At 62.1% G+C, this 22,892-nt stretch carries 21 protein-coding genes; 10 read left to right on the forward strand and 11 right to left on the reverse strand.

The features are described from left to right. Positions 1-417 precede the first annotated feature (417 nt). On the reverse strand, positions 418-2,616 hold the full coding sequence (locus AC07OV_RS01735) for an OsmC domain/YcaO domain-containing protein (RefSeq protein WP_495091353.1): 2,199 nt from the start codon (positions 2,614-2,616) through the stop codon (positions 418-420). A gap of 133 nt (positions 2,617-2,749) precedes the next feature. Between AC07OV_RS01735 and AC07OV_RS01740 the strand changes: the two genes are divergently transcribed. Next, entirely contained in the window at positions 2,750-3,370 is a 621-nt protein-coding gene (locus AC07OV_RS01740) for a LysE family translocator (RefSeq protein WP_494995952.1), read from the forward strand. On the opposite strand, the gene AC07OV_RS01745 is transcribed toward AC07OV_RS01740, so the two are convergent. From AC07OV_RS01745 to AC07OV_RS01755, 3 genes are read right to left on the reverse strand one after another with little or no spacing between them, the layout of a single operon-like run. Continuing rightward, the gene (locus tag AC07OV_RS01745) at positions 3,357-4,541 is read right to left on the reverse strand and encodes an arabinose transporter (protein WP_495091354.1); all 1,185 of its coding nucleotides are present in this window, start codon (positions 4,539-4,541) and stop codon (positions 3,357-3,359) included. The two genes, AC07OV_RS01740 and AC07OV_RS01745, sit on opposite strands and share 14 nt — an antisense overlap. Positions 4,542-4,554: 13 nt before the next feature. After that, positions 4,555-5,421: an SDR family oxidoreductase gene (locus AC07OV_RS01750; protein WP_495091355.1), complete on the reverse strand. Its 867-nt coding sequence runs from the start codon at positions 5,419-5,421 to the stop codon at positions 4,555-4,557. 15 nt (positions 5,422-5,436) lie between these two features. Next, positions 5,437-6,093 (reverse strand): O-methyltransferase, encoded by a 657-nt coding sequence (locus AC07OV_RS01755; protein ID WP_495091356.1) that lies wholly within the window; start codon positions 6,091-6,093, stop codon positions 5,437-5,439. Between the two features lie 111 nt (positions 6,094-6,204). Between AC07OV_RS01755 and AC07OV_RS01760 the strand changes: the two genes are divergently transcribed. The 4 genes from AC07OV_RS01760 (at position 6,205) to AC07OV_RS01775 (ending at position 10,929) form a co-directional block, all read left to right on the forward strand. After that, entirely contained in the window at positions 6,205-6,837 is a 633-nt protein-coding gene (locus tag AC07OV_RS01760; protein WP_494995956.1) for a TetR/AcrR family transcriptional regulator, read from the forward strand. 343 nt (positions 6,838-7,180) lie between these two features. Beyond that, entirely contained in the window at positions 7,181-8,482 is a 1,302-nt protein-coding gene (locus AC07OV_RS01765) for an NAD(P)/FAD-dependent oxidoreductase (RefSeq protein WP_495091357.1), read from the forward strand. A 129-nt stretch (positions 8,483-8,611) separates the two neighbouring features. Continuing rightward, a complete protein-coding gene (locus tag AC07OV_RS01770; RefSeq protein ID WP_495091358.1) occupies positions 8,612-10,057 on the forward strand; it encodes a hypothetical protein in 1,446 nt (481 codons plus the stop codon). Further along, positions 10,057-10,929 (forward strand): S1 family serine peptidase, encoded by an 873-nt coding sequence (locus AC07OV_RS01775; RefSeq protein WP_495091359.1) that lies wholly within the window; start codon positions 10,057-10,059, stop codon positions 10,927-10,929. The genes AC07OV_RS01770 and AC07OV_RS01775 overlap by 1 nt, the downstream gene beginning before the upstream one ends. A gap of 23 nt (positions 10,930-10,952) precedes the next feature. On the opposite strand, the gene AC07OV_RS01780 is transcribed toward AC07OV_RS01775, so the two are convergent. Further along, complete coding sequence (locus AC07OV_RS01780; protein ID WP_494995960.1) at positions 10,953-11,489, reverse strand: GNAT family N-acetyltransferase; 537 nt, start codon at positions 11,487-11,489, stop codon at positions 10,953-10,955. Between the two features lie 11 nt (positions 11,490-11,500). Next, entirely contained in the window at positions 11,501-12,895 is a 1,395-nt protein-coding gene (locus AC07OV_RS01785) for an XAC2610-related protein (protein ID WP_495091360.1), read from the reverse strand. A 128-nt stretch (positions 12,896-13,023) separates the two neighbouring features. Between AC07OV_RS01785 and AC07OV_RS01790 the strand changes: the two genes are divergently transcribed. Continuing rightward, the gene (locus AC07OV_RS01790) at positions 13,024-13,578 is read left to right on the forward strand and encodes a cysteine hydrolase family protein (RefSeq protein WP_495091361.1); all 555 of its coding nucleotides are present in this window, start codon (positions 13,024-13,026) and stop codon (positions 13,576-13,578) included. A gap of 21 nt (positions 13,579-13,599) precedes the next feature. Here the strand turns inward: AC07OV_RS01790 and AC07OV_RS01795 are convergent, their stop codons facing one another. Further along, positions 13,600-14,031: a bleomycin resistance protein gene (locus AC07OV_RS01795; RefSeq protein WP_495091362.1), complete on the reverse strand. Its 432-nt coding sequence runs from the start codon at positions 14,029-14,031 to the stop codon at positions 13,600-13,602. Further along, positions 14,028-14,483, reverse strand: a complete 456-nt coding sequence (locus tag AC07OV_RS01800) for an HIT family protein (protein ID WP_494995965.1) — start codon at positions 14,481-14,483, stop codon at positions 14,028-14,030. The genes AC07OV_RS01795 and AC07OV_RS01800 overlap by 4 nt, the downstream gene beginning before the upstream one ends. A 122-nt stretch (positions 14,484-14,605) precedes the next feature. Between AC07OV_RS01800 and AC07OV_RS01805 the strand changes: the two genes are divergently transcribed. Both AC07OV_RS01805 and AC07OV_RS01810 read left to right on the forward strand, forming a co-directional pair. Further along, positions 14,606-15,958, forward strand: a complete 1,353-nt coding sequence (locus AC07OV_RS01805) for a PBS lyase (RefSeq protein ID WP_494995966.1) — start codon at positions 14,606-14,608, stop codon at positions 15,956-15,958. A 29-nt stretch (positions 15,959-15,987) separates the two neighbouring features. After that, complete coding sequence (locus AC07OV_RS01810; RefSeq protein WP_494995967.1) at positions 15,988-16,617, forward strand: aspartate/glutamate racemase family protein; 630 nt, start codon at positions 15,988-15,990, stop codon at positions 16,615-16,617. 4 nt (positions 16,618-16,621) lie between these two features. Here AC07OV_RS01810 and AC07OV_RS01815 read toward each other — a convergent pair whose 3' ends face one another. Together AC07OV_RS01815 and AC07OV_RS01820 are read right to left on the reverse strand one after the other, a co-directional pair. Beyond that, positions 16,622-17,413 (reverse strand): AraC family ligand binding domain-containing protein, encoded by a 792-nt coding sequence (locus AC07OV_RS01815; protein WP_494995968.1) that lies wholly within the window; start codon positions 17,411-17,413, stop codon positions 16,622-16,624. Then, positions 17,410-18,360, reverse strand: coding sequence for a LysR family transcriptional regulator (locus AC07OV_RS01820; RefSeq protein ID WP_495091363.1), 951 nt, complete (start codon positions 18,358-18,360; stop codon positions 17,410-17,412). Before AC07OV_RS01820 ends, AC07OV_RS01815 begins: the two co-directional genes overlap by 4 nt. 108 nt (positions 18,361-18,468) lie before the next feature. Between AC07OV_RS01820 and AC07OV_RS01825 the strand changes: the two genes are divergently transcribed. Beyond that, complete coding sequence (locus AC07OV_RS01825) at positions 18,469-19,371, forward strand: NmrA family NAD(P)-binding protein (protein WP_494995970.1); 903 nt, start codon at positions 18,469-18,471, stop codon at positions 19,369-19,371. A 60-nt stretch (positions 19,372-19,431) separates the two neighbouring features. Beyond that, a complete protein-coding gene (gene ggt / locus AC07OV_RS01830; RefSeq protein WP_495091364.1) occupies positions 19,432-21,093 on the forward strand; it encodes a gamma-glutamyltransferase in 1,662 nt (553 codons plus the stop codon). On the opposite strand, the gene AC07OV_RS01835 is transcribed toward ggt, so the two are convergent. Continuing rightward, a complete protein-coding gene (locus tag AC07OV_RS01835; protein ID WP_495091365.1) occupies positions 21,090-22,850 on the reverse strand; it encodes a helix-turn-helix domain-containing protein in 1,761 nt (586 codons plus the stop codon). The genes ggt and AC07OV_RS01835 overlap by 4 nt on opposite strands. Positions 22,851-22,892 lie beyond the last annotated feature (42 nt).

Below are 22,892 nucleotides of genomic sequence, written 5' to 3' on the forward strand. Positions count from 1 at the left end.
GCGATCGCCGGCAAGCCGGCTCCTACAGTGAGTGCAGGTCAGTGGGTGTACTCGGTCAACTGTGGGAGCTGGCTTGCCAGCGGTGGCGGTGGGTCAGCTGCAACTCTGCCGGCTGATGGACCGCTATCGCCGGCAAGCCGGCTCCTACAGTGAGTGCAGGTCAGCGGGTGTACTCGGTCAACTGTAGGAGCTGGCTTGCCAGCGATGGCGGTGGGTCAGCTTGCAACTCTGCCGGCTGATGGATCGCGATCGCCGGCAAGCCGGCTCCTACAGTGAGTGCAGGTCAGTGGGTGTACTCGGTCAACTGTGGGAGCTGGCTTGCCTGCGATAGCGGCGGCACTGTCAACTGTGATTTCACCTGACCCACCGCCTTCGCAGCCTCGCGCAAGCGAGGCTGCTCCCCCAGGTGACCTTGTGTCAGGCCGAGGTGATGTTGGCCCGTGCGGCGTGCAGCTTCTTGTAGCTCTCGATCAGACGCTGATGGCGGTCCAGGCCTTCGAGCTTCAGGCTGGTCGGCGTCAGGCCGTAGAAGCGCACGTCGCCGGTGACCGAGCCAATCACCGCGTCCATCCGCTCGTTACCAAACATGCGGCGGAAGTTGGCTTCGTAGTCAGCCAGTTCCAGGTCGTCGTCCAGTTTCATCTCCAGCACGGCGTTCATCGCCTGGTAAAACAGGCCACGTTCTGCGGTGTTGTCGTTGTACTGCAGGAACATCTCCACGCACTCCTTGGCCTCTTCGTATTGCTTGAGGGCGAGGAAGATCAGCAACTTCAACTCCAGGATGGTCAACTGCCCCCACGCGGTGTTGTCGTCGAACTCGATGCCGATCAGGGTGGTGATGTCGGTGTAGTCGTCCAGCTCGCTTTCGATCAGGCGCTCGACCAACGCGTGCAGTTCTTCCTCGTCGAGGCTGTGCAGGTTGAGGATGTCCGCCCGGAAAAACAGCGCCTTGTTGGTGTTGTCCCAGATCAGGTCGTCCACCGGGTAGATTTCCGAGTAATCCGGCACGAGGATGCGGCAGGCGGTGGCGCCGAGGTGTTCGTACACGGCCATGTACGACTCCTTGCCCATGCCTTCGAGGATGCCGAACAAGGTCGCGGCTTCCTGCACGTTGGAGTCTTCGCCTTGGCCGGTGAAGTCCCACTCGACAAATTCGTAGTCCGACTGGGCACTGAAGAAGCGCCAGGACACCACACCGCTGGAGTCGATGAAGTGCTCAACAAAGTTGTTCGGTTCGGTCACCGCCTGGGCTTCGAAGGTCGGCGCCGGCAAGTCGTTCAGGCCTTCGAAGCTGCGGCCTTGCAGCAGCTCAGTGAGGCTGCGCTCCAGCGCCACTTCCAGGCTTGGGTGCGCGCCAAACGAGGCAAACACGCCACCGGTGCGCGGGTTCATCAGGGTCACGCACATCACCGGGAACTCACCGCCCAGGGACGCATCCTTGACCAGCACCGGGAACCCTTGCGCTTCCAGGCCCTGGATGCCGGCCAGGATGCCCGGGTACTTGGCCAACACCTCGGCCGGCACGTCCGGCAAGGCAAATTCACCTTCGATGATTTCGCGCTTCACCGCCCGCTCGAAAATCTCCGACAGGCACTGCACCTGCGCTTCGGCCAGGGTGTTGCCAGCGCTCATGCCGTTGCTGAGGTAGAGGTTTTCGATCAGGTTGGACGGGAAGTACACCACTTCACCATCGGACTGGCGCACGAAGGGCAGCGAGACAATGCCGCGCTCCTCATTGCCCGAATTGGTATCGAACAGGTGCGAGCCGCGCAATTCGCCCTCGCGGTCGTAGACCTTGCGGCAGTAGGCATCGAGAATTTCGCTGGGCAGCTCGTCGTTGGGGCCCGGCTGGAACCAGCGCTCATCCGGGTAATGCACGAACGGCGCGTTGGCCAGTTCCTCGCCCCAGAACTGGTCGTTGTAGAAGAAGTTGCAGTTGAGCCGCTCGATGAACTCGCCCAGGGCCGACGCCAGTGCGCCTTCCTTGGTGGCGCCCTTGCCGTTGGTGAAACACATCGGCGAATGCGCGTCGCGAATGTGCAGCGACCACACGTTAGGCACGATATTGCGCCACGAGGCGATTTCGATCTTCATGCCCAGGCCCGCCAGAATGCCGGACATGTTGGCGATGGTCTGCTCCAGCGGCAGGTCCTTGCCCGCAATGTAGGTGCCGCCGTCGGAGGTCGAGTTGGGCATCAGCAAGGCCTGGGCATCGGCGTCGAGGTTTTCCACTTCCTCGATCACGAACTCGGGGCCGGCCTGCACGACTTTCTTCACGGTGCAACGGTCGATGGAACGCAGGATGCCCTGGCGGTCCTTGTCGGAGATGTCGGCCGGCAGCTCGACCTGGATCTTGAAGATCTGGTTGTAGCGGTTTTCCGGGTCGACGATGTTGTTCTGCGACAGGCGGATATTCTCGGTGGGGATGTTGCGCGTCTGGCAGTACAGCTTCACAAAGTACGCCGCACACAACGCCGACGACGCCAGGAAATAATCGAACGGGCCCGGGGCCGAACCGTTGCCTTTGTAGCGGATCGGCTGGTCGGCAATCACCGTGAAATCGTCGAACTTGGCTTCAAGTCGTAGGTTGTCGAGAAAGTTGACCTTAATTTCCATGCGGGCACACCAGAATAACGGGCTAAACAAAATGGCCGCTATTATGAAGTTTTTTGCCGGGAAGTCCCGGGGTTTTCCGCGTTGGCTGCCGATCGGTTAACGTGTGCCCCATCCCCCTTGAGGCCAGCGTTCCATGTCCATTGCCGATAACCTCCTCGCCTTCACCTTCGCCGCCACCCTGCTGACCCTCACCCCGGGGCTCGACACCGCCCTGGTGTTGCGCACCGCCACGGTGGAAGGCAAGCGCCAGGCGCTGCAGGCCACCCTGGGGATCAATGCCGGCTGCCTGCTCTGGGGCGCGGCGGTTGCCTTTGGCCTGGGCGCGTTGATCGCCGTGTCGGAGCTGGCCTTCAACGTATTGAAATACTGCGGCGCGGCCTACCTGGCCTGGCTGGGCTTGAACATGTTGTTGCGGCCACGCCGTTCACTATCGTCGGTTGAGACTAACGGCCAGCCGAGCAGCAACTGGTTCCTCAAGGGCATGTTGGGCAACGTGCTGAACCCCAAGGTGGGGATCTTCTACGTGTCGTTCCTGCCGCAGTTCATCCCCCAGGGCCATTCGCTGATCGCCTGGACCTTCGGCCTGGTCAGCATCCATGTGGTGCTGGGCCTTGTGTGGTCGCTGGTATTGATTGGCGCCACGCGGCCACTGTCCGGCTTCCTGCGCCGTGAAAGTGTCATTCGCTGGATGGACCGCACCACGGGAATGATCTTTGTGCTGTTCGCGGCGCGCCTGGCGTTCAGCAAGCGCTGAGCGCAGGCTTCTTGACCAGCAGCGACCCTGCCACCGCCACCGCCAGCATCACCGCCACGGCACCGGCGAGGTACACCGATGCCACCCCCGCCGACCCCGCCAGGGCACCGGCCAATGGGCTGCTGATGCCCAGTGCGATGTCCAGGAACGCCACGTAGGCGCCCATGGCCAGACCACGGGTTTGCGGTGGCGCTCGCTTGATCGCTTCCACACCAAACCCGGGGAAGGCCAACGAATAGCCGAAGCCGGTCAAGGCCGCCCCCACGTACGCCATCACCGGCGAGCCAGCGCCCCAGATCAGCAATTGCCCAACCGCTTCGATCAGCACGCAGACCAGCGCCACCTTGGCGCCGCCCAGCTTGTCCGGCAAGTGCCCGAAGAACAGCCGCGCACCGATGAACGCCAAGCCAAAGGCGGTGAAGGCGAATGAGGCATTGCCCCAGTCCTTGGCGGCAAACAACAGCGCGATAAAGGCGGTGATCACACCAAACCCGATACTCGAAAACGCCAGCCCCAACCCGGGTAGCCAGACCGCACCCAGCACAGTGTAGAACGACGTGCGCCGCTGGCTGGTGGGCGCAACGCCCTTGGCCCCGGCGACGATGGTCAGCGCAAACAGCGGCAGGATCAGCGTAGCCACACACACGCCACTGAAGCCCCATTGGGCGTTGAGCGCCACGCCCAAAGGCGCCCCCAGCGCAAATGCTGCGTAGATGGCGATGCCGATCCAGGCCATGACCTTGCCGGCGTTCTGCGGCCCCACCAGGCCCATGCCCCACCCCATGGAACCGGTGATGATCAGGCTTTCACCCAGGGCCAGCACCACACGCCCGGCCAGCAAGACCCACACCGACAGCGCCGGGGTTTCCACGAACCCCAGCGACGCCAGGTACAACAGCCCTGAGCTGGCCGCCACCAGCATGCCGATCAGCATTGCGCGCTTGGCCCCGCGCATATCGGCAAAGTTGCCGGCCCAGGCCCGCGACAGCAGCGCAGCGGCAAACTGCGCACCGACCACCACGCCCACCACCAAGGTGCTCATGCCCAGGGTGTGGTTCAGGTGCAACGGCAGCACGGGCAACTGCATACCGATAATCAGGAACGCGACGAACACCGCCAGGGTGATCGGCAGCAGTTTCAACAGCACCGAAGACGTACCGTGTTGTGTCATGGGAACGCTCCTGTCAGAGACTGAAATAGCCCGCTTGATCCAAGTCGCTCAGCAGGTCCGGACCTGTCGGCGCCCACCCCAGGCGATCCCGGGTCTGCGTGCTGGACACCGCCATCTCGGCGCCGGCCATGTTGGCAAACCAGCCAAAATGTTCACGCGGCCGCGACGCCACCGGCACGCCCAGGCGACGCCCGATGACCTCGGCAATGGCTTTGAACGGCACGGCCTCGTCCGCCACCGCGTGATACGCGGCCTGGGTCACGCCCTCCTCCAGCGCCAGGCGATAGACCCGCGCCGCATCGGTGCGATACACGCCAGACCAGCAGTTGAGCCCCTCATCGAGGTAGGCCGACACGCCGGTCTCCCGCGCCAGGCGAATCAGGATTGGCAGGAAGCCGTGGTCACCCAGCCCATGCACCGACGGCGCCAAGCGCACGGTGGCGGCGCGCACACCGCGCTCGGCCAACGCCCTGGCGGCGAATTCGGATTTGCGCGGCGACGCACCGTTGGGCAGGTCCGACTCGGTGGCGCCACGGGTCAGCCCGGACAACCCCGAGGTGACCAGCAGCGGCGTGTCCGAACCTCTCAAGACACTGTCCAGGGCCTCGATCACCCGGCGGTCCTGCTCGCAATTTTCGACAAACCGCGAAAAGTCATGATTGAACGCGGTATGGATCACCGCGTCCGCGGTCCAGGCCGCGCGGCGAATTGCATCCAGGTCATCCAGGGACGCGCGCAGTACCTTCGCGCCGGTTGCCGCAAGGGTTTTGGCCTTGTCATCGCTGCGGGCCAGTCCGGAAACCAGATGGCCGGCCCCGATCAGGTCCTTGACCACTTCGGAGCCGACCCAGCCGGTGGCACCTGTGACAAATACGTGCATAGGGTGACTCCTCAATTAACCCAAACGAATGGACAGCTCGATGTCATCGGCAAACGGCACCGACAGGTAACCGTTGTGCGGCGAGCGCACGTGCGCCAGGTATTCCGGGCAATAGTTGGTGTTGTCGGCCACCACCAGGGCGCCCGGGCGCAGGTGTTTTTCCACCAGGCCAAGCACGTCGCCGTACAGCGCCTTGGCGCCGTCGAGCAGCAGCAAGTCCACCGACGGCGGCAGGCCGGAGGCCAGGGTCACCAGCGCATCGCCTTCGCGGATTTCGATCAGGTCGCTCACACCGCCTTCGGTGAAATGCTCACGCGCCAAGGCGATCTTCGACGGCTCGAATTCGCTGCCGATCAATACGCCGCCACCGTTGTCACGCAGGGCGGCGGCCAGGAACAGCGTAGACAAGCCGAACGAGGTACCGAACTCCACAATGGCCCGCGCCTGGGTACTGCGCGCAAGCATGTAGAGCAGCGTGCCGGTGTCCCGCGAGACCGGCAGCCACAAGTCCTTGAGCAAGGTGTAAAGCGCCAGGTATTCGGTTTTGCTGTGCATCAGGCGGTTGCGTTCCGCATCGGGCACGTTGGCCAGGTCCGGGCTGGTGGCGGCCTCTGCCTGGGCGTAGAGACGTTCAATCAGGGGCGCCAGTGGCGCAGTCGTCAGGGTATTCATCATTGATTTCCGTGAGGTCTGGACTAAGATGCGACTAATTCGTCGCATTAAAAGTATGCGAGTGATTCGTCGCATTCGCTATTCGCGTTCCCCCACGCCTTGGAGCCGCCCATGACCACCCGCCAAACCGCGCGTATTTCCTCGCGCAAACAGCCGCAGCAGGCTCGTTCCACCGAGTTGGTGGCGGCGATCCTGGAGGCGGCTATTCAGGTTTTGGCCAAGGAAGGGGCCACCCGCTTCACCACGGCGCGGGTCGCCGAGAAGGCCGGTGTGAGTGTGGGTTCGGTGTATCAGTATTTCCCCAACAAGGCCGCGATTCTGTTTCGCTTGCAGAGCGATGAGTGGCAGCAGACCACCCTCATGCTGCGCCAGATTCTGGAAGACCGGCAGGTCGCGCCGTTGCAGCGCTTGCGCACCCTGGTGCAGGCCTTCATTCATTCTGAGTGCGAGGAAGCGCTGATGCGCGGCGCGCTGGATGACGCGGCGCCGCTGTATCGCAACGCCCCCGAAGCGTTGGAAGTTCGCGAGGCCGGGCGTCAGATATTCCGCGATTTCATGCTGGAGCTGCTCCCCGACGCATCAGACGCGACCCGCCAGCTGGCCCACGATTTGATCCAGTCGACCCTCAGTTGCGCGGGCAAGGACTTCTCCTCAACCCCGCGCACACCCGAGGCCATCGCGGTTTACGCCGGCGGCATGGCCGACATGTTCAGCGCCTACCTGACCGCGCTCAACACACAATAAAGCGCGCTTGTAGGTCAACTGCACGCCGCATGCCGTCACGGGTTTCAGTTGAGCGGTGGGGATTGTTTAACAAAACCATACCTGAAGGTTCACAAACCCTGATTGAACGTGCCTGCGCGCTTTGGGAGCATCGGCGACCATGATTTCGCTCTTGCGCCCCCTCCGTTGCCACCTGTCCGCTTCGCTGCCGAAGGCGCAGGCGCGTCCCTGCGAAAACCCGTTGTTCCATATCATCCTGGCCTTCTGGGCGCTGTGGCATTGCCGCCATGCACGTCCGCCCGACGCCCTCCTCTGATCAAGTCGAACCTGCCCACCGGCATTCATTTATCAGAAGGATCACCCCATGCCCGCCGCCCTACGTACTGCCGAGCGCAGCGCTTCCTATTACACCGCCAGCCTCAATGACCTCACCCAATATCCGACCTTGCAAGGCCAGGTCAGTGTCGACGTGGTGATCATCGGCGGTGGTTTCACTGGCGTCGCCAGCGCCGTCGAACTGGCCGAGCGCGGGCTCAAGGTCGCGATTGTGGAAACGCATCGCATCGGCTGGGGCGCCAGCGGGCGCAACGGCGGGCAAGTCACCGGCAGCCTGTCGGGCGACGAGGCCATGCGCCAACAGATGCGCAAGCGCCTCGGCGATGAAGTCGACGACTTCATCTGGCACCTGCGCTGGCGCGGCCATCAAATCATCGAGCAACGCGTCAACAAGTACGCAATTGCCTGCGACCTCAAGCACGGCCACCTGCACGCGGCCATGAAGCCCTCGCACCTGCACGAATTGCGCGCGTTTCATGACGAAGCCCAGCGGCGTGGCATGGGCGATCAGGTCATCCTGCTCGACAGGGCCGGCGTGCGCGAACACCTGGACAGCGAGCTGTACCTGGGCGCCCTGAAAAACACCCGCAACCTGCACCTGCACCCGCTCAACCTGTGCCTGGGCGAAGCCCGTGCGGCCCACAGCCTGGGGGCGTTGATTTTCGAGAATTCCGAGGTACTGCAGATCGTGCACGGCGATCGCCCTGCCGTGATTACCGCCCAAGGTCGTATTGATGCGCGCCAGGTGCTGCTGGCCGGCGACGTCTATCACAAGCTCGAACCCGGCCAACTCAAGGGCAAGATCTTTCCGGCCATGGGCGGCATCGTCACCACCGCGCCGTTGGGCGCGCTGGCACGCACCCTCAACCCCTATGACCTCGCGGTCTACGATTGTCGCTTCGTGCTCGACTACTACCGGCTCACCGGCGACGGGCGATTGCTCTTCGGCGGTGGCGCCAACTATTCCGGACGCGACTCACGGGACATCGCCGCCGAACTGCGGCCCTGCATCGAGCGCACCTTCCCGACCCTCAAAGGCGTGGACATCGAGTTCCAATGGAGCTGCGCCATGGGCATCGTGATGAACCGCATCCCGCAATTGGGCAAGCTGTCGGACAACGTCTGGTACTGCCAGGGCTACTCGGGGCATGGCATCGCCACCAGCCATATCATGGGCGAGATCATGGCCGAGGCCTTGACCGGCACCCTGGCCAAGTTCGACACCTTTGCCGGGTGCAAGCACATCAAGGTGCCGCTGGGGGATGTGTTCGGCAACCCGATGCTGGCCGCGGGGATGTGGTACTACCAGATGCTCGAAAAGCTGCGCTGACAGCGCTGGCTTGCACTCTGCCAAAGTGCCACTACGCTGAACACAGATCTGCGGGCAGCCGTTCGGATTCATGCGCCGATTCGCCAGGGCGGATTTCAATAATGGAACGTTGAAATCAGGTGAACGACTGTGAAAAAACTTACGTTAGTGACGAGCGTACTGTTCTGCGGGCTGCTGATCAGCGGCTGCGCCGTGAATCGACAGCTTGAGACTCGAGTGGTGTGGAGCGACACGTGTATTGCCAACCCATCGCTCACCGAGGACAACCGCAGCCTCTTCCTTGGGGCGATCGCGGTGGCGCTTGTCCCCAAGCTGGTCGAAGGGGCCGTTGACTCGGCAGCCACAGCGCTGAAACAGGCGGGTGAACGCGCCGAGCTGGCACGCTCAAGCGGTCAGGTATTGAGCCAGCCTTATGCTGTCAGCAAAGATGCTGATCTAAGTATCTCGCCAGAGCATGGTTGCCTGATTGTGGCCAGGGGCGCATTTGCAGAGAAGTCCCCTCCAGGCAGCCAAGCCATTGGCGAACTGAAGGACTACGTACTGATTTATCAGGCAAAGGTCCAGTCACTCAAGGGCGAGCCCTACTTCCAACTGGTCCCCTACAGCCTTGAGGTCGGCACCTTCGAAGGGTCATCCTTCTGGTCGCCCAAGCACCGCGATTTCAACATCGCGCTATCCCTCGCCACGCCCGGAGGTGACAAGCCATTCGCGTCGACGCTCTTCACATTCGAGAACATTACGGAAAAGCTCAATGAAGGTGCGAATAGCTGGCTGCTTGCGGGCAAGACAAGCGCACCATTGCCACTGCCGCCATTGCCAGAATCCGGTAAAAAAGCGCAGGCCAAGCAAGAGGCATTCCTGGCCCCGTATGTCCTGGCCAAATCCGTGCAGGACAGCTTGGCAAACCCTCCCCAACCACGCCCCGATCTGCCGTCAAACCCATTGGCCTCAAAAGCCATCCAGTCGAAGATCGATAAGCTGTGCAAAGACATGCAGGCCTACAACAAGGCCAACCCGAAGAGCCCCATCTCCGACCCTCAGTGTGCCTACGCCAGCACATTGGCACGCAGTGAAGTCGACAAGGCGATACTCGCCACACAATCGCCCCAGGCGTTGAAGGGCTGGGCAGACTCAGTTTGCCCTTCTCACTCAACCTGCGGCGATGACGTTGAACGGCCCGTACAGGCGAAGGCCCGGTTCGGCTACATGCAGATGAATGCCTCGATTGTCGAATCGAGACAAGGCAACAAGTTCGCAGCATTTCTGGGCGACGCGTTAGGAGCGGCCAAAGGCGACATTGCCAAAGCCGCCACGCAGCAGATCATTCCGGCACAGCGGCAAGCAGCAGAAGACGCCGAGGACGCAGCCAAGCGGACCGCACATCGCGCTGTGATCCTCGCCGACCTGACGGTCACGCAATCCGAGCAGCAACTTGCCGAGCTGCTTGCTGAAGAGCCCACGCCTGCACCATCGGTTGTCACCCAATCACGCGCCTCGCTGATCAAGGCCAAAATCGCCGCAAACGATGCGTATCGAACGGCGAACCTGCCACTGCCCTATCCGGAGCTTCAGTAATGAGCCGGCGTAATGGGTTGGCCACCCTGATCCTGCTGACACTCTTGATGGGCTCCACCAGTTGGGCTGGCCCCCTCGTGCCCAATGGGCCAAGTCCGCTCTCCACACCCAAACCGGATGTCTACAAGGGAACCGAAGCCCAAACGAACAACAGCCTGTGGCAGGTGGCCTTGGTGTATCGCTCGCTGCCCCATGTAGAGGGGTTGTTTTGTGGCGGAACATTGATTGGCGGGCAGTGGGTGTTGACCGCCGCCCATTGTTTTTTTAATCCGACCACCTGTACCCGGGCTGTTGGCAAAATCGATTTCTATGTGGCCCATGGCAGCGTCTCCCTGGGCAAGCGTGTTCAACTGGAGTCGGCTGAAAAGGTGATATTCGCGCCAAACTGGGACTGCAAATCCAGACGCGGGGATGTGGCGCTCATCAAACTGAACCAGTCGATCGCACAGCAAACAGTGAAGTTGGCTGACGCGGCTGAATCTGAAATTCCCCTGAAACCTAACGCTCCCGCATTGATATCCGGGTGGGGCTTTACTGAATTCGGTACGCGTTCAGTGGACTTGATGGAAGCACCTATTCGGATCGTCGACTTCATTACCTGCAGCAAAGCCTACAAAGAAGCCCTTCCTGATAAAACAGTGTGTGCCGGCGACGGTGTTCACGACAGCTGCAGAGGCGACAGTGGCGGGCCGTTGTTTATTCGCTCAAAAGACGGCCAGGCCACGCAGCTGGGCATCGTCGGCTTTGGCCGAGGCTGTGGGCAGAAGGAGTTTCCCGGGGTGTATGCGCGGGTCGCTGACTACAAAGACTGGATAACGTCACAGACAGTATTTAAATGCACCGCCGATGATATAGAGGCCAGATTGTGTTGATGATCAAGGACCTCACCGCTGCATTAAGCCCGCGTTGCTGACGGCCGTTCTCCGGGGCAGACCCGCCACGCCATGGCGCAGCGGCTGCCCCGCTCAAAACCGTGGGCATATTCGGCCGTCAGCATCTCTGCCAGGTGCGGGTTCGTTGCCGGTTCAAACCCCAGGCGGCAGTAGAACGGCGCGTTCCACGGCACGTGCTTGAATGTCGTCAGCGTTACCGAATCCAGCCCGTTTGATCGCGCGTGCTCCATCGCAACTTCAACCAGCTTGCGCCCCCATCCTTGACCTTGCACCGCCTGTGCGACCGACACTTCAACGATATGCAAAGCGTCACCCTGGCGCTCTGCACTCAGGAAACCCTGCGGCGCGCCCTGTGCATCGACGACCACCCAGCATGTCGACAAGGCAATCAATTGTTGATGGCGCTCTACGCTCAGGGTGACGGTATCTGCCAACCACGCCAAGCCTTCGATCTCACGGAATACCTGGGCAGCGGAATGTTCCACACCCGGCAGGAAAGGCGCGTCATCGCGTTGAGCCGGTCGAATGTGTGCAAGCATGAAGTCCTCCTCTACTGCGCAGGCTGTTTGCGGTACATCCCGGTGAAATAAGCCGGGTTGTCCGGCGCCGAGTTATGCTCGATCACCGCGAAATTTTTCACCAGTTGAATGTGATAAGGGCCGTTACGCTGGGGCGCCAAAGGTTCGGGCACGATGATCAGGTTTTCGGTTTCCATCGCCTGGGTGTACTGCGTGGTGACGATGACGTTTTCCGTGCCGGCGTCTTTTAGCGTCAGCGTAATCTGAGCCACTTCCCGGCCTTCGGCGTTGCGCTCGGGCAGGACAGTGATGTCGAGGTCGCCGTCACGGTCGAGGAAGTCCTGGCGCATCTGGTAATGGCCGTTGCGTTGGTCACGCGCGACCTCGTCGAACTTGTCGTAATCGGGCTCCTGGTACTCGTCGTGCAAATAGATCGCCAACTCCCGCGTGTCTCCTTTGGTGCCGCTGACCCAGGTACCGCCGTAGTCCTTGGAGATCCGCCAAATGCCGGTCTGCCGACCTTCATCGGTGTATTCGTGCAGGTTCAGGAAGGGTTCATCGGCATAGTCTTCACGCGAACCAATCAACAGGATCGACTGGCCGTTGCCACTCTTCGTGTAGCGCAATTGCCCGATCACCACCGCGCCCTGGTCCTGATACCAGAGTTCGACGGGGATCTTGCCATCCAGCGTGCCGACCAGCCTGCGCGCATCTTCGTTGACCGGGCCTTCGAGCCGTGGGGTTTCTTGCCATTGGCCGTCTTTCCACTCCCCGGTGGTTCGCAGCATGTAGCCGCGCGGCATACTGGAATTTTCACCGAACTCGGTGGGCGGGACTTCTTCCTGAGTGTAAAAACCCAGCCGGAGCAACTGGCCGTCGCGCATCTGCCACTGGCCGGAGCGCGTCCAGCAACAGCCGCGGTCGGTTTGCGAATGGATAATGCCGTCCTTGGGATTGACTGTGAACATCCCGCCGCTGGTTTCATTGGCGAGGTCGGTCAACGGGCGATTGAGTACCCAGTGCGGTGCCGAAGGATCTTGCAGGTAAACATCGTAATTGGGCTGCAACTCGCCATCCGGGCCCCTGCCGTTGTTGATGGCGACGTCCTGGCGACCGTCGAAGTTGAAGTCGCCGAAGTACAACAGGCCGTACTCGCCGACTAAGTGCCAATCCTCGGTTTTGCCGTTGCGATCCAGCGGCACCCTGCCGGCCGGGGTCCGCAATTGCTGCAAGATGTCCAGGCTGGCTTTGTCGCGCACGGTGATGAGTGCCGGTGCCAGTTGTTCGCGCTCTGGCGGTAGCTCCGCAAACAACACTTCAACCAAGTAGTGACCGCTGGGGTCAATGACCGAAAACGAACGGGGTTCGGCCAACACCTGGGCGGTACCGGCCATCAACACCCACATACCGAGCAGTAACGCGCGCATCCAAAGCATCCTTGCTGAAATTCGGGGCCGCAGTGTAAAGGCAAACGGGCGAGGGTTTCGAACAAATCACTGTGTAGGCTCACGCGATGGCTGATATGTTTTGCAGCTCGCACGCACAAGGACAGGCCATGGCACCGTTAGACGCAAACACCGCATTGCTGATCATCGACATGCAACAAGGCATGAACCGCCCTGGCCTCGGTCGCCGCAATAACCCCGACGCCGAACAACACATGCAGGCCTTGCTGACGGCATGGCGCCAGGCCCAGCGCCCGATCGTGCACATCCGCCATATCTCGCGCACCCCAGGCTCGGTGTTCTGGCCCGGCCAACCCGGCTGCGAATTCCAGCAGGCGTTGCAGCCGCTCGCCCACGAGCACGTCGTTGAAAAAAACGTCCCGGATGCGTTCGCCGCCACCGGCCTTGAACGCTGGTTGCGCACGCGCTCGATCCAGAAGGTGGTGATCGTGGGCGTCATCACCAACAACTCGGTGGAGTCGACGGCACGTTCAGGCGGCAACCTGGGCTTTGAGGTGACGGTGGCGGCGGATGCTTGCTATACGTTTGATCAGACTGATCTGTCCGGGCGGGTCTGGCCTGCGGAAGATGTGCATGCGTTGTCGCTGAGTAACCTGGCGATGGATTACGCCAGGGTGATGGGCACAGCTGAAATCCTCGGTTGATAGGCTTATGGAGCTGCTGAGTCAGGGAGCGCTACAGCCTCTTTCACCCAGCCGCTCCACCAACCGCACCAGATACCCATCCGGGTCCTGCACCAAAAACTCGCGCTGCCCGACCTCTACCTCACCCGCTCGGTACCAGACATCTGCGCACGCTTTGAACAGCGGATACGCCGCCTGCTCCAAGCGTTGAAGCACCGGTTCTACCGTCGTCACATCAATCTGCAGGTTCAAGCCGCGTCCGAATGGGCGTTGCAACTCACCGGTCTGCCACTGATTGGCGAGGGGATCGACCTGTTCGAGCATCACTTGGGCACCGTCCAGGTCGAGGTAGGCAAAGCCCTCTTCCAGCCGCTGGTAAGCCACCGTAAAACCCAGGCAAGACACCCAGAAGTCCAGGCTTTTACCCAGGTCGGTCACCATCAGCTCGGGCACCAATCTGTTTCTTTGCATCATGCGTTTGCTCCAACACCACCCGTGAGGTTCAACAACCGCGCGATCTTCTCGCGCAACTCACCGTGCTGTTCTTCGGCATAGGGCGTGGCGGTTTTCCAGTCGTAGAACCACACGGGCATCTTGCGTTTGTCATCCGGCTCATCGGCGTAGCGAGGAAACAGGTGGCAGTGCAACTCCGGCTCGGAGTTGCCCAAAATCTCGTAGTTCATGCGCAGCGCGCCAGTGGCTTGCAGCACTGCGTCGCCCAGGCGGGCCATGTCGAGAAGGTAGACGGCACGGGCTTCGGGATCCAGGTCATTCAGGCTGGTTACTACCGGGTCTGGCAGCAGCAGGCAGTAACCCGGCAGGAACTGCACATCTCCCATCACCGCCCAGCCGGAGGCCATGCGGCAGATGACTTTATTGTTGGCGCCGTCGCGGGCCAGTGCTACACGTTCCGTGATCAGGGGCATGGTCGTCCTTGAGGGTAAAAGTATCGACGCCATATTATCCCTATTTGAGCCCGAGAGGCCCCGTGTAGCCGGTTCGATCATCAGGTAAAGTACCGACACACTCCACCGACAAAGGATTGAGCGTGAGTACTCCTCAGGACTGGCTGACAAGGCTCAAGAACCGCGAAGTGCCTTCATCTTTCTGGGCAAGTCAGCGGCTTAACGAAGCATCGGAGGTGCTCGCGAACGCCGAAAAAATGGGGAATTGGGTAGAACTCAGCCGCCATCACAACGGCTTTATTCGAGAGGTCGCAGTACGGGAACTGTGCACTCAATCTTCTCCCCAAGCGTTGGCGGCATTGACTGAGCGACTGAATGATTGGGTTCCACAGATCAGGGACCTTGCCGCAGCCGGGCTGGAACGCTACCTGTGTTCGGCGCAGGTCACCGCTCTGCTGTACGTGCTGGAACCGATCATGGCCTTGGCCGCTCGCCAACGGGTTGATCACGGCCCGTCCCTCAGCGCAATTCGTCGGGTCCTGCAATCACCTGATGTCTACGCTCAGGTCTACGCACATTTTCTTTCGCGGCAGGGCAAGGCAGCGCGTTATCTGTTCGCGCTGCTACTGGAGAAAACCGCTGAACCCGAGACGCTCTTGAGGGCCGCTCTCGCCCATAGGGAATTGACGGTTCGATTGCAGGCCCTATCTGCCTGCAAGACGTTACCCGCTGAAATAGCGTCGCCGCTGTTGTTGGAGGCGCTGTCCCGACCGGGTGCCAAAGTTCGTGTCTGTGTGCTGAACGCGTTGCTGCCTGTGCTTGCCGACCCGCAACCGGTACTGCGTCGTGCGCTGCTGGACGCCTCCCCTGCGATTCGCAGCCTCGCGCGTTGGGCAGCTCCTCGCCACGGTATCGACGCCCTTGAGGTGTTGAATCTACGATTGACTGAACACATGCCGGACACAAAGCGCGACTGGCTGGGCCTGATGGGGCTGGCCTTTGAGCTGGATGCCGAGATGCCCGAGAGTTGGCGCACGAACGCGCTAGGCTCCCCCTACGCCACGGTACGACAAGCCGCAATCCGCCTGCTGCGCGGCAGCTCGCTATCCGCCCTGTTTGCGGCGCTTGAGGATCCTTCGTCCAAGGTATTCAACCTGTCGATTGCTCAACTCAACACGTGCCCTTGGGCCAGCATCAGCGTCGAGTTGAGCGCACTACTTGATAGTGACTGGCACCCCTTACCGACGCCTCGGCGCGAAGCAATCCTTCAGCTGTTCCCGACCTGGCAGCAAGCGGCCTACCTGCTCAAGCGAATGGAATCAGAACCGGTGGTTCAGGCTTATTGGCTACGCCAAGTGAATGAGTGGATTAACCGCCAGTACGCAGTAGTCGACCCGGTCACCTCCAAGGCCGAGCGCGGCGCGCTGGTGAACACGCTACATACCTTGGCCAAGGACGGCCTGATCAACCGTGACCACCTCGCCCGTATTACCTGAAGGGTCCCATTCCTATGCGCATAGCGTGTATGCACACCGCCACCAGTAACATCGCCGTCTTTGCCGCAGCCGCCGAAGCGCTGGGCGTTACGCCCGATAGCCTGCGCCACGAAGTGCGTGCCGACTTGTTAACCGCCGCCGAATTGGCCGGTGGCTTGACCGAGGACATCAGCCGGTCAACCGTTGCAGCGCTGGTGGTGCTCTCTGAAAACGCTGACGTCGTGCTGCTGACCTGCTCGACGCTGGGCCCTGCCGTTGATGACGTACCCACAAGCGTACGAGTGCCGATTGTGCGCACGGACGAGGCCTTGGCAACCGCTGCGGTTCAGACAGCGGGAAAAGTCGTGGTGCTATGCGCCGTTAGCACGACCCTTGAGCCCACCTCAAACGTGTTCCACACAGCAGCACTGCAAACGAATGCAGCTATCGACGTAAGGCTCGTCCCCGGGGCATGGGCATTGTTCAAAGCGGGTGATAACGAAGGTTACCTGTCGGCTATCGCAAAAGCGGCCGACCGCGCCTACGTTGATGGGGCGTCAGTCGTTGCGCTGGGGCAGGCGTCAATGGGTGAAGCCGCCAGCCGTGTCGTCGCAGGCCCGCCACCACTGACGAGCGCAATGACCAGTCTGAAGGCGGCTTTAAAAGCGATCGAAGGTTGAGGCATCAGCTCAACCGCTTACGCCGATACTCATCCGGCGTTTCCCCGGTGAGCTTGCGGAACATACTGATGAACGCCGATGAGCTGCTGTAGCCCAGATCGAAAGCCACCGCCTCTACCGAGTCGCCCGCCTTGAGCCTGACCAGCGACGCCGTGACCTTCAACCGCTGCTTCCACTGTGCCAACGACATGCCCAAATCCCGCTGGCAACGCCGCAACAGCGTGCGCTCGGTGGCATTGACCAGCTGCGCCCATTGCGCCAGCGAACGACCGTCCGCCGGGTTCTGCTCCAGGGCTTCGAGAATCGGCGCCAGCACCGGGTCGGTGGACCCTGGCAGGTAGCTGCCCACCCGCGAGGTACGGTTCAAACGGTCGAGCAACACCGTCAACAACCGGCCCTCCTCGTCCGTCTGTACCGGCCCGGGCGGTGCCGCGTGAAGCTCTTCGAGCAATTCGCGGATCAGTGGGGTGATGGTCAGCGCGCAGGCCTCCTGGGGCAGGCGCTCGCACAAGGCCGGCGCGATGTAGAGTGAGCAGTGGCAGGCCTCCTGATGATTCATCGCGTTGTGCTCCACGTTCGGTGGCAGCCACACGCCATATTGCGGCGGCGCGATGAAATGCACGCCGTCGAGCTTGAGTTCCATGACGCCACTGAACGAATACACGAACTCACCCCACGGATGGCGATGCCACGGGTACGCCGCCGACGCGGGCATGCGTGCTGCACGGAAGTAGATCGGCGTGGGCAACTCGTCGGTGAACGGCGCGAGGATCAGGTGTTCGGCTGGCGAGTTCATGGGCGAGGCTTCCGGGCGGCGTTGACGCGCTCAGTATGGGCCATCCCTGTTTGCGCAGCTTGGTCACGCAAGCGCTCGAGCAGCAAACGAAACGCCGGCTTCAGCTGTCGGCGGCTGGGATAATACAAGTGATAGCCGGTGACCGTCGTGCACCAGTCCTCCAACACCCGCACCAGCTTGCCCTGGGCAACGGATTCGGCGACGACGTCCTCAGGCAGATGCGCCAGGCCGATACCGCCCAGGGCGAAATCCAGGATCAGCTCCACACTGTTGCCCACCACCTGCCCTTCGGGGCGTACCTTGAGTTCACGTTTGCCTTTCCTGAACGGCCAACTCCACAACCCACCCGAAGTCGGCAAGCGCAAGTTGATCCCGGTATGCGCCACCAGGTCATGGGGCGTCAGGGGCTTGGGACGGCGCTCGAAGTAGGCCGGCGAGCCCACCACGGCCATGGGAAAGTCCGGGCCGATACGCACGCTGATCATGTCCTTGGCCACTGATTCCCCCCAACGAACACCGGCGTCGAAGCGCTCGGCAACGATGTCCACCATGGCGTAGTCGTCGCTGATTTCCACGCTGATCTGCGGGTAGTCCTGCATCAACCCACACACCGCGGGCGTCAGCAGTGTGGCAGAAGCATGCTCCAGCGAGGTAATACGCAGGCTGCCGGCCGGTTTGCCACTCAGTTCCGACAGCTCGGCCAGGCCCGCTTCGATGCCATCGAAATGCGGACCGAGGCTTTCGAGCAAGCGTTCGCCCGCATCGGTGGGCGCCACACTGCGGGTGCTGCGCGTGAGCAATTGCACGCCCAGGCGCGCCTCCAGCTTGCGCAAGGTACGGCTGAGCGCCGGCTGCGACACGCCCATTTGCGCAGCCGCTTTGGTAAAGCTGCGCTCGCGGGCGACGGTCAGGAAGGCTATCAGGTCATTCACGCCGTCGAGCACCATTGATACCTCTGGGTTATAGGTCCATTCCCATCATACCGTCTAATCATGAGTCAATGCCGCTGATAGATTGGCCCGCCTCGAAGAACCTCACGGAGCAAAGGCCAGCACATGACCCACGTATTGATACTCGGCGCCACAGGCAACCTGGGCACCGCGACGGCGCGCGCACTCACCGACCACTTCCCTGACATGCGCTTGCGCCTGGCCAGCAGCCGCCCCGCAGGCGTGGCCAAACTGCAAGCGGCCTTCCCCGCGGCGCAGGCCGTGCAGGCCGACTGGTATGACCCGGCCAGCCTGCTAAAAGCCGTCGAAGGCACCGACAAGGTGTTTATCGTGACCCCGGATTTTGTCACCGATGAACTGCAAGTCACCCCCAACATCATCAACGCCATCAAGCGCGCGGGCGGCACGTCCCAGGTGATTCGCTTCATCGCAATTCCGCCCGGGCTCACCGCGCAAGACCTGGCGCCGGAGTTTCTCGCGACCCGCTGCGGCGCCAACCTGCATACCCTGGCCAAGCCATTGCTCGACGCCAGCCGCTTGCCGGTGACCTACATCAACGCGGCGTGCTGGATCATGTTCAACCTGCCGTGGTTCGTGGCCAACGACGTAAAAACCAAACGCCAGTTCATCATGCCGTCCGTGAGCGATGCACCACGCCTGCACCTGTCGGAACTGGACATCGCCGCCGTCGCTGCGCGCATCATCGCCGACCCTGCCGCAGAGCACGTGGGCCAGGATTACCTGATCACCGGCACCGAGCGCCTCGACTACCGCCAAATCAGCGCATTGCTCAGCGAAGTGATCGGCGAGACCGTGACCTACGTCGACAGTGACAGCACCTTGCGCGAAATCCTCGGCGACTATTTCGAGCCGGTCATGACCTATTACCGTCACGAAGTCGAGGCCTACAAGGACGTGCCGGTGACCGACACCGTGCAGCAACTGACCGGCCGTGCCACCACGACTTTGCGTGACTACCTGCTCGCCAACAGACACCTGTTCGCTTGACCGCCCGGGCTCCCGGGTGCGGGAGCCGGCTTTTCCAACAATAAGAAAATGGACCCCGCCATGCGCTTTCTTGCCTCAACCACCTTTACCCTGGCCCTCACACTCAACCACGCTCTGGCCGCGCCACTGGAAGGAGGCGCCGTCGCGGCGCCCGACGAATATGGTGCACAGGTCGCCGCCCAGGTGCTCAAGGCCGGAGGCAATGCGGTGGACGCAGCGATTGCCACCGCCTTTACCCTGGCCGTCACCTACCCCGAGGCCGGCAACATCGGCGGGGGCGGTTTCATGACCCTCTACATGCACGGCAAGCCCTACTTCCTCGACTACCGGGAAACGGCCCCCAAGGCCGCGACCAAGACCCTGTACCTGGACGCCAACGGCGAAGTCATCGAAAACCTCAGCCTGATCGGCGCCCGCGCCGCCGGCGTGCCCGGCACGGTGATGGGGTTGTGGGAAGCCCATCGACGCTTCGGCAAGCTGCCCTGGCGCGAACTGGTGAAACCGGCCATCGGCTACGCCAACCAGGGCTTCAAGGTGGCCGGACAACAGTTCCAGTACCGTCAGAACGCGATTGCCCTGTTCAACGGCAAAACCAACTTTGGCGACTATTTCGGCGCGATGAAACCGGGGGCCACCTTTCGGCAGCCGGAGCTGGCCAAGACCCTGCAACGCATCGCCGCTAACGGCCCGGATGAATTCTACAAAGGCCAGACCGCCGACCTGCTGGTGGCACAGATGCAGCGTGACGGTGGCCTGATCACCCATCAAGACCTGGCGGACTACCGCGCCCTGTGGCGCGATCCCATGGGCATCGACTGGCAAGGCAACCGCCTGTACACCGCGCCTTTGCCCAGTTCCGGCGGCATCGCGCTGGCCCAGTTGCTGGGCATGAAGGAACAGCGCAAAGCGGATTTTGCAGGCGTGCCACTCAACTCTGCGCGTTACCTGCACCTGCTGGCAGAGATCGAAAAGCGCGTGTTTGCCGACCGCGCCGACTACCTCGGCGACCCGGACTTTTCCGAGGTGCCCGCGCAGCGCCTGACTGACCCGGCCTACATCGTGCAGCGCGCGGCCCAGATCAACCCGGACGCCCTCTCGCCCACCGAGCAGGTGCGCCCCGGCCTTGAGTCCCACCAGACCACGCACTTCTCGATCATCGATGCCGAGGGCAACGCCGTCAGCAACACCTACACCCTGAACTGGGACTTCGGCAGTGGCGTGGTGGTCAAGGGTGCGGGCTTCCTGCTCAATGACGAGATGGACGACTTCAGCGCCAAACCAGGCGTCGCCAATGCCTTCGGCGTGGTCGGCAACGATGCCAACGCCATCGCCCCGGGCAAGCGCATGCTCTCCTCCATGAGCCCGAGCATCGTTACCCGTGACGGCAAGGTCAGCCTGGTGCTGGGCACGCCAGGCGGTTCGCGCATCTTTACGTCGATCTTCCAGGTGCTGAATAACGTCTACGATTTCCACCTGCCGCTGGACAAAGCCGTGGCCGCGCAGCGCGTGCATCACCAATTGCTGCCCAAGGACACGCTCTTCTATGACGCGTATGCGCCGCTGACCGGCGAGGTTGCCCAGCAACTGCAGCGCATGGGCTACGTGCTCAAGGACCAGGGCTGGTTGATGGGCGATATCCAGGCGATCCAGGTCAACGGCCGCACCGTGCAGACCGCTTCGGACCCACGGGGCCGTGGCGTGGGGTTGGTGGTACGGCCTTAACTGTCGATCACCCGCTGCAAATGGATCGCCAGCTCCGTGGCAAACCGGCGCTCCGGCGTCTCCACATCAATACCGAACAACTCCTGGATACGCGCCAGGCGGTAACGCAGCGTGGTCACGTGCACGCCCATCGCGTCGGCGCAGGCCTGGCTGCGGCAGCTTTCGCGCAAGTAGGCGGTGAGGGTTTCCAGGTACGGCGTCTGGTGCTTGCGGTCGTGCTCCAGCATGGCGCCGACGCTCTCGTTGACGAAGGTGCGGATGTCTTCGCCGCCCACCGCAGCCACGAAGATCGGGATGGGCCCGAAGTCCTGGTCAGAGATCGGCCCGCTGCGGCCAAACGAGCGGGCGATGTCGATCAGGCGGCGGCACCGTTCCCAGGCGCCGGGGTAATCGGTGAGGGCGTGGCAGACGCCGCTGGCCAGCAGGAGCGGCTCGCCGCCCAGGTAGTGGGCCAGGTCTTCGGCGATCTGGCGCTTGACCTTGGTGCGGCGTTCGCGGCCCTTTTCGCCTTCGGCGGGCACCAGGCACACCAGGCCGTTATCGACACTGATGACCGTGGCCGGGATCGACGCGCGAACCAGGATGCGCGCGACGTTGTGGTGCAGGTTCTTGGCTTCGCGGGCCTTGGCGCCGTAGTCGATGATGATCATCTGCTGCGCCTGGTTGAACTGGATGCCCAGGCGCTGGGCCCGTTGCTGGATGTCGTCGGCATCGCGCCAGCGGCCTTCGAGCACTTCGAACAACAGTTCGGTCTGGGTGCGGGTCTCGAAACGGAAGCGGATAAAGCTGCGCATCATCTGCACGCTGAGGGCGAACTTGGCGCTTTCGAGCATCAGCAAATCCAGTTCATTGACCGGCGCCGCCACCGGGAACAACACCAGCGCACCCACCAGCTCATGGTCGACCATCAGCGGTTCGATCTGTGCCCGCAGGGTGAACTGGCGCTGGCCGTCATCGAGAAACAGGTTGACGGTGTTACGCAGGGCACTGCGCAGGCTGTCCTGGGCGGTCTTGGTGATCTGCACACTGAGCACACCGGCCGCAGCCGCCTGCCAGCTGCTGTCGTCGAACAGCGCGGTGTCCGGTGAGCGCCCCGCCACCACCTGGTTGGCGGTGAAGTCCACGGCGATCACCGGGTTGGGCAACTGGTTGCCGACCATCAGCGACAGCGACCCCACCGAACCACCGCCCAGCACGTGCTCCAGCATCGAGGTGTGCACATGCAGCGCCTGCTGCATGCGTTCGGCAGCGCGGCGTTCGGCTTCCAGCTGACGCTGGCGTTCCACGGCGATGGCGCCCAGGTGGATGATCATGCCGAGGAACACCCGGTCTTCTTCGGACACGTCCATCAAGGTGCGGGAAATCACGCTGAGCACCATGGGCCGGCCGTCAAAGTCGGTGCAGTTCATCGGCATCACCATCACCGTGCGGTAGTCGCGCTCCACCGATTCGCGGCGATAGCCCGGGTACTCGCAATCACGCACGTCGCGGATAAACACTGGTTCGTTGCGCTGCAACGCGGTCATCACCGGGCTGGAGGACAGCTCCCAACTGTCCACCAGCGGGCGCTGTACCAGGGTGGGGTCGTGACGGGCGATCACATGGCCGAACCCCGCCTCCATGTCGATGGCCATGATCGAACTCATGGTCCAGTGGGTATGGCGGCAGCTGGCGTACACCAACTGGTGCAGCATCGACTGCAAGTCGCCGCCGGAGTTGATCTGGCTGGCCACGTCGCGCAGCGACAGTATCTGCATTTCTCGATTCAAGGCGCTCACCTGAACGGGTGGAACATGGCA

It is taken from the genome of Pseudomonas sp. GW821-FHT09A09 (genome assembly GCF_059418405.1).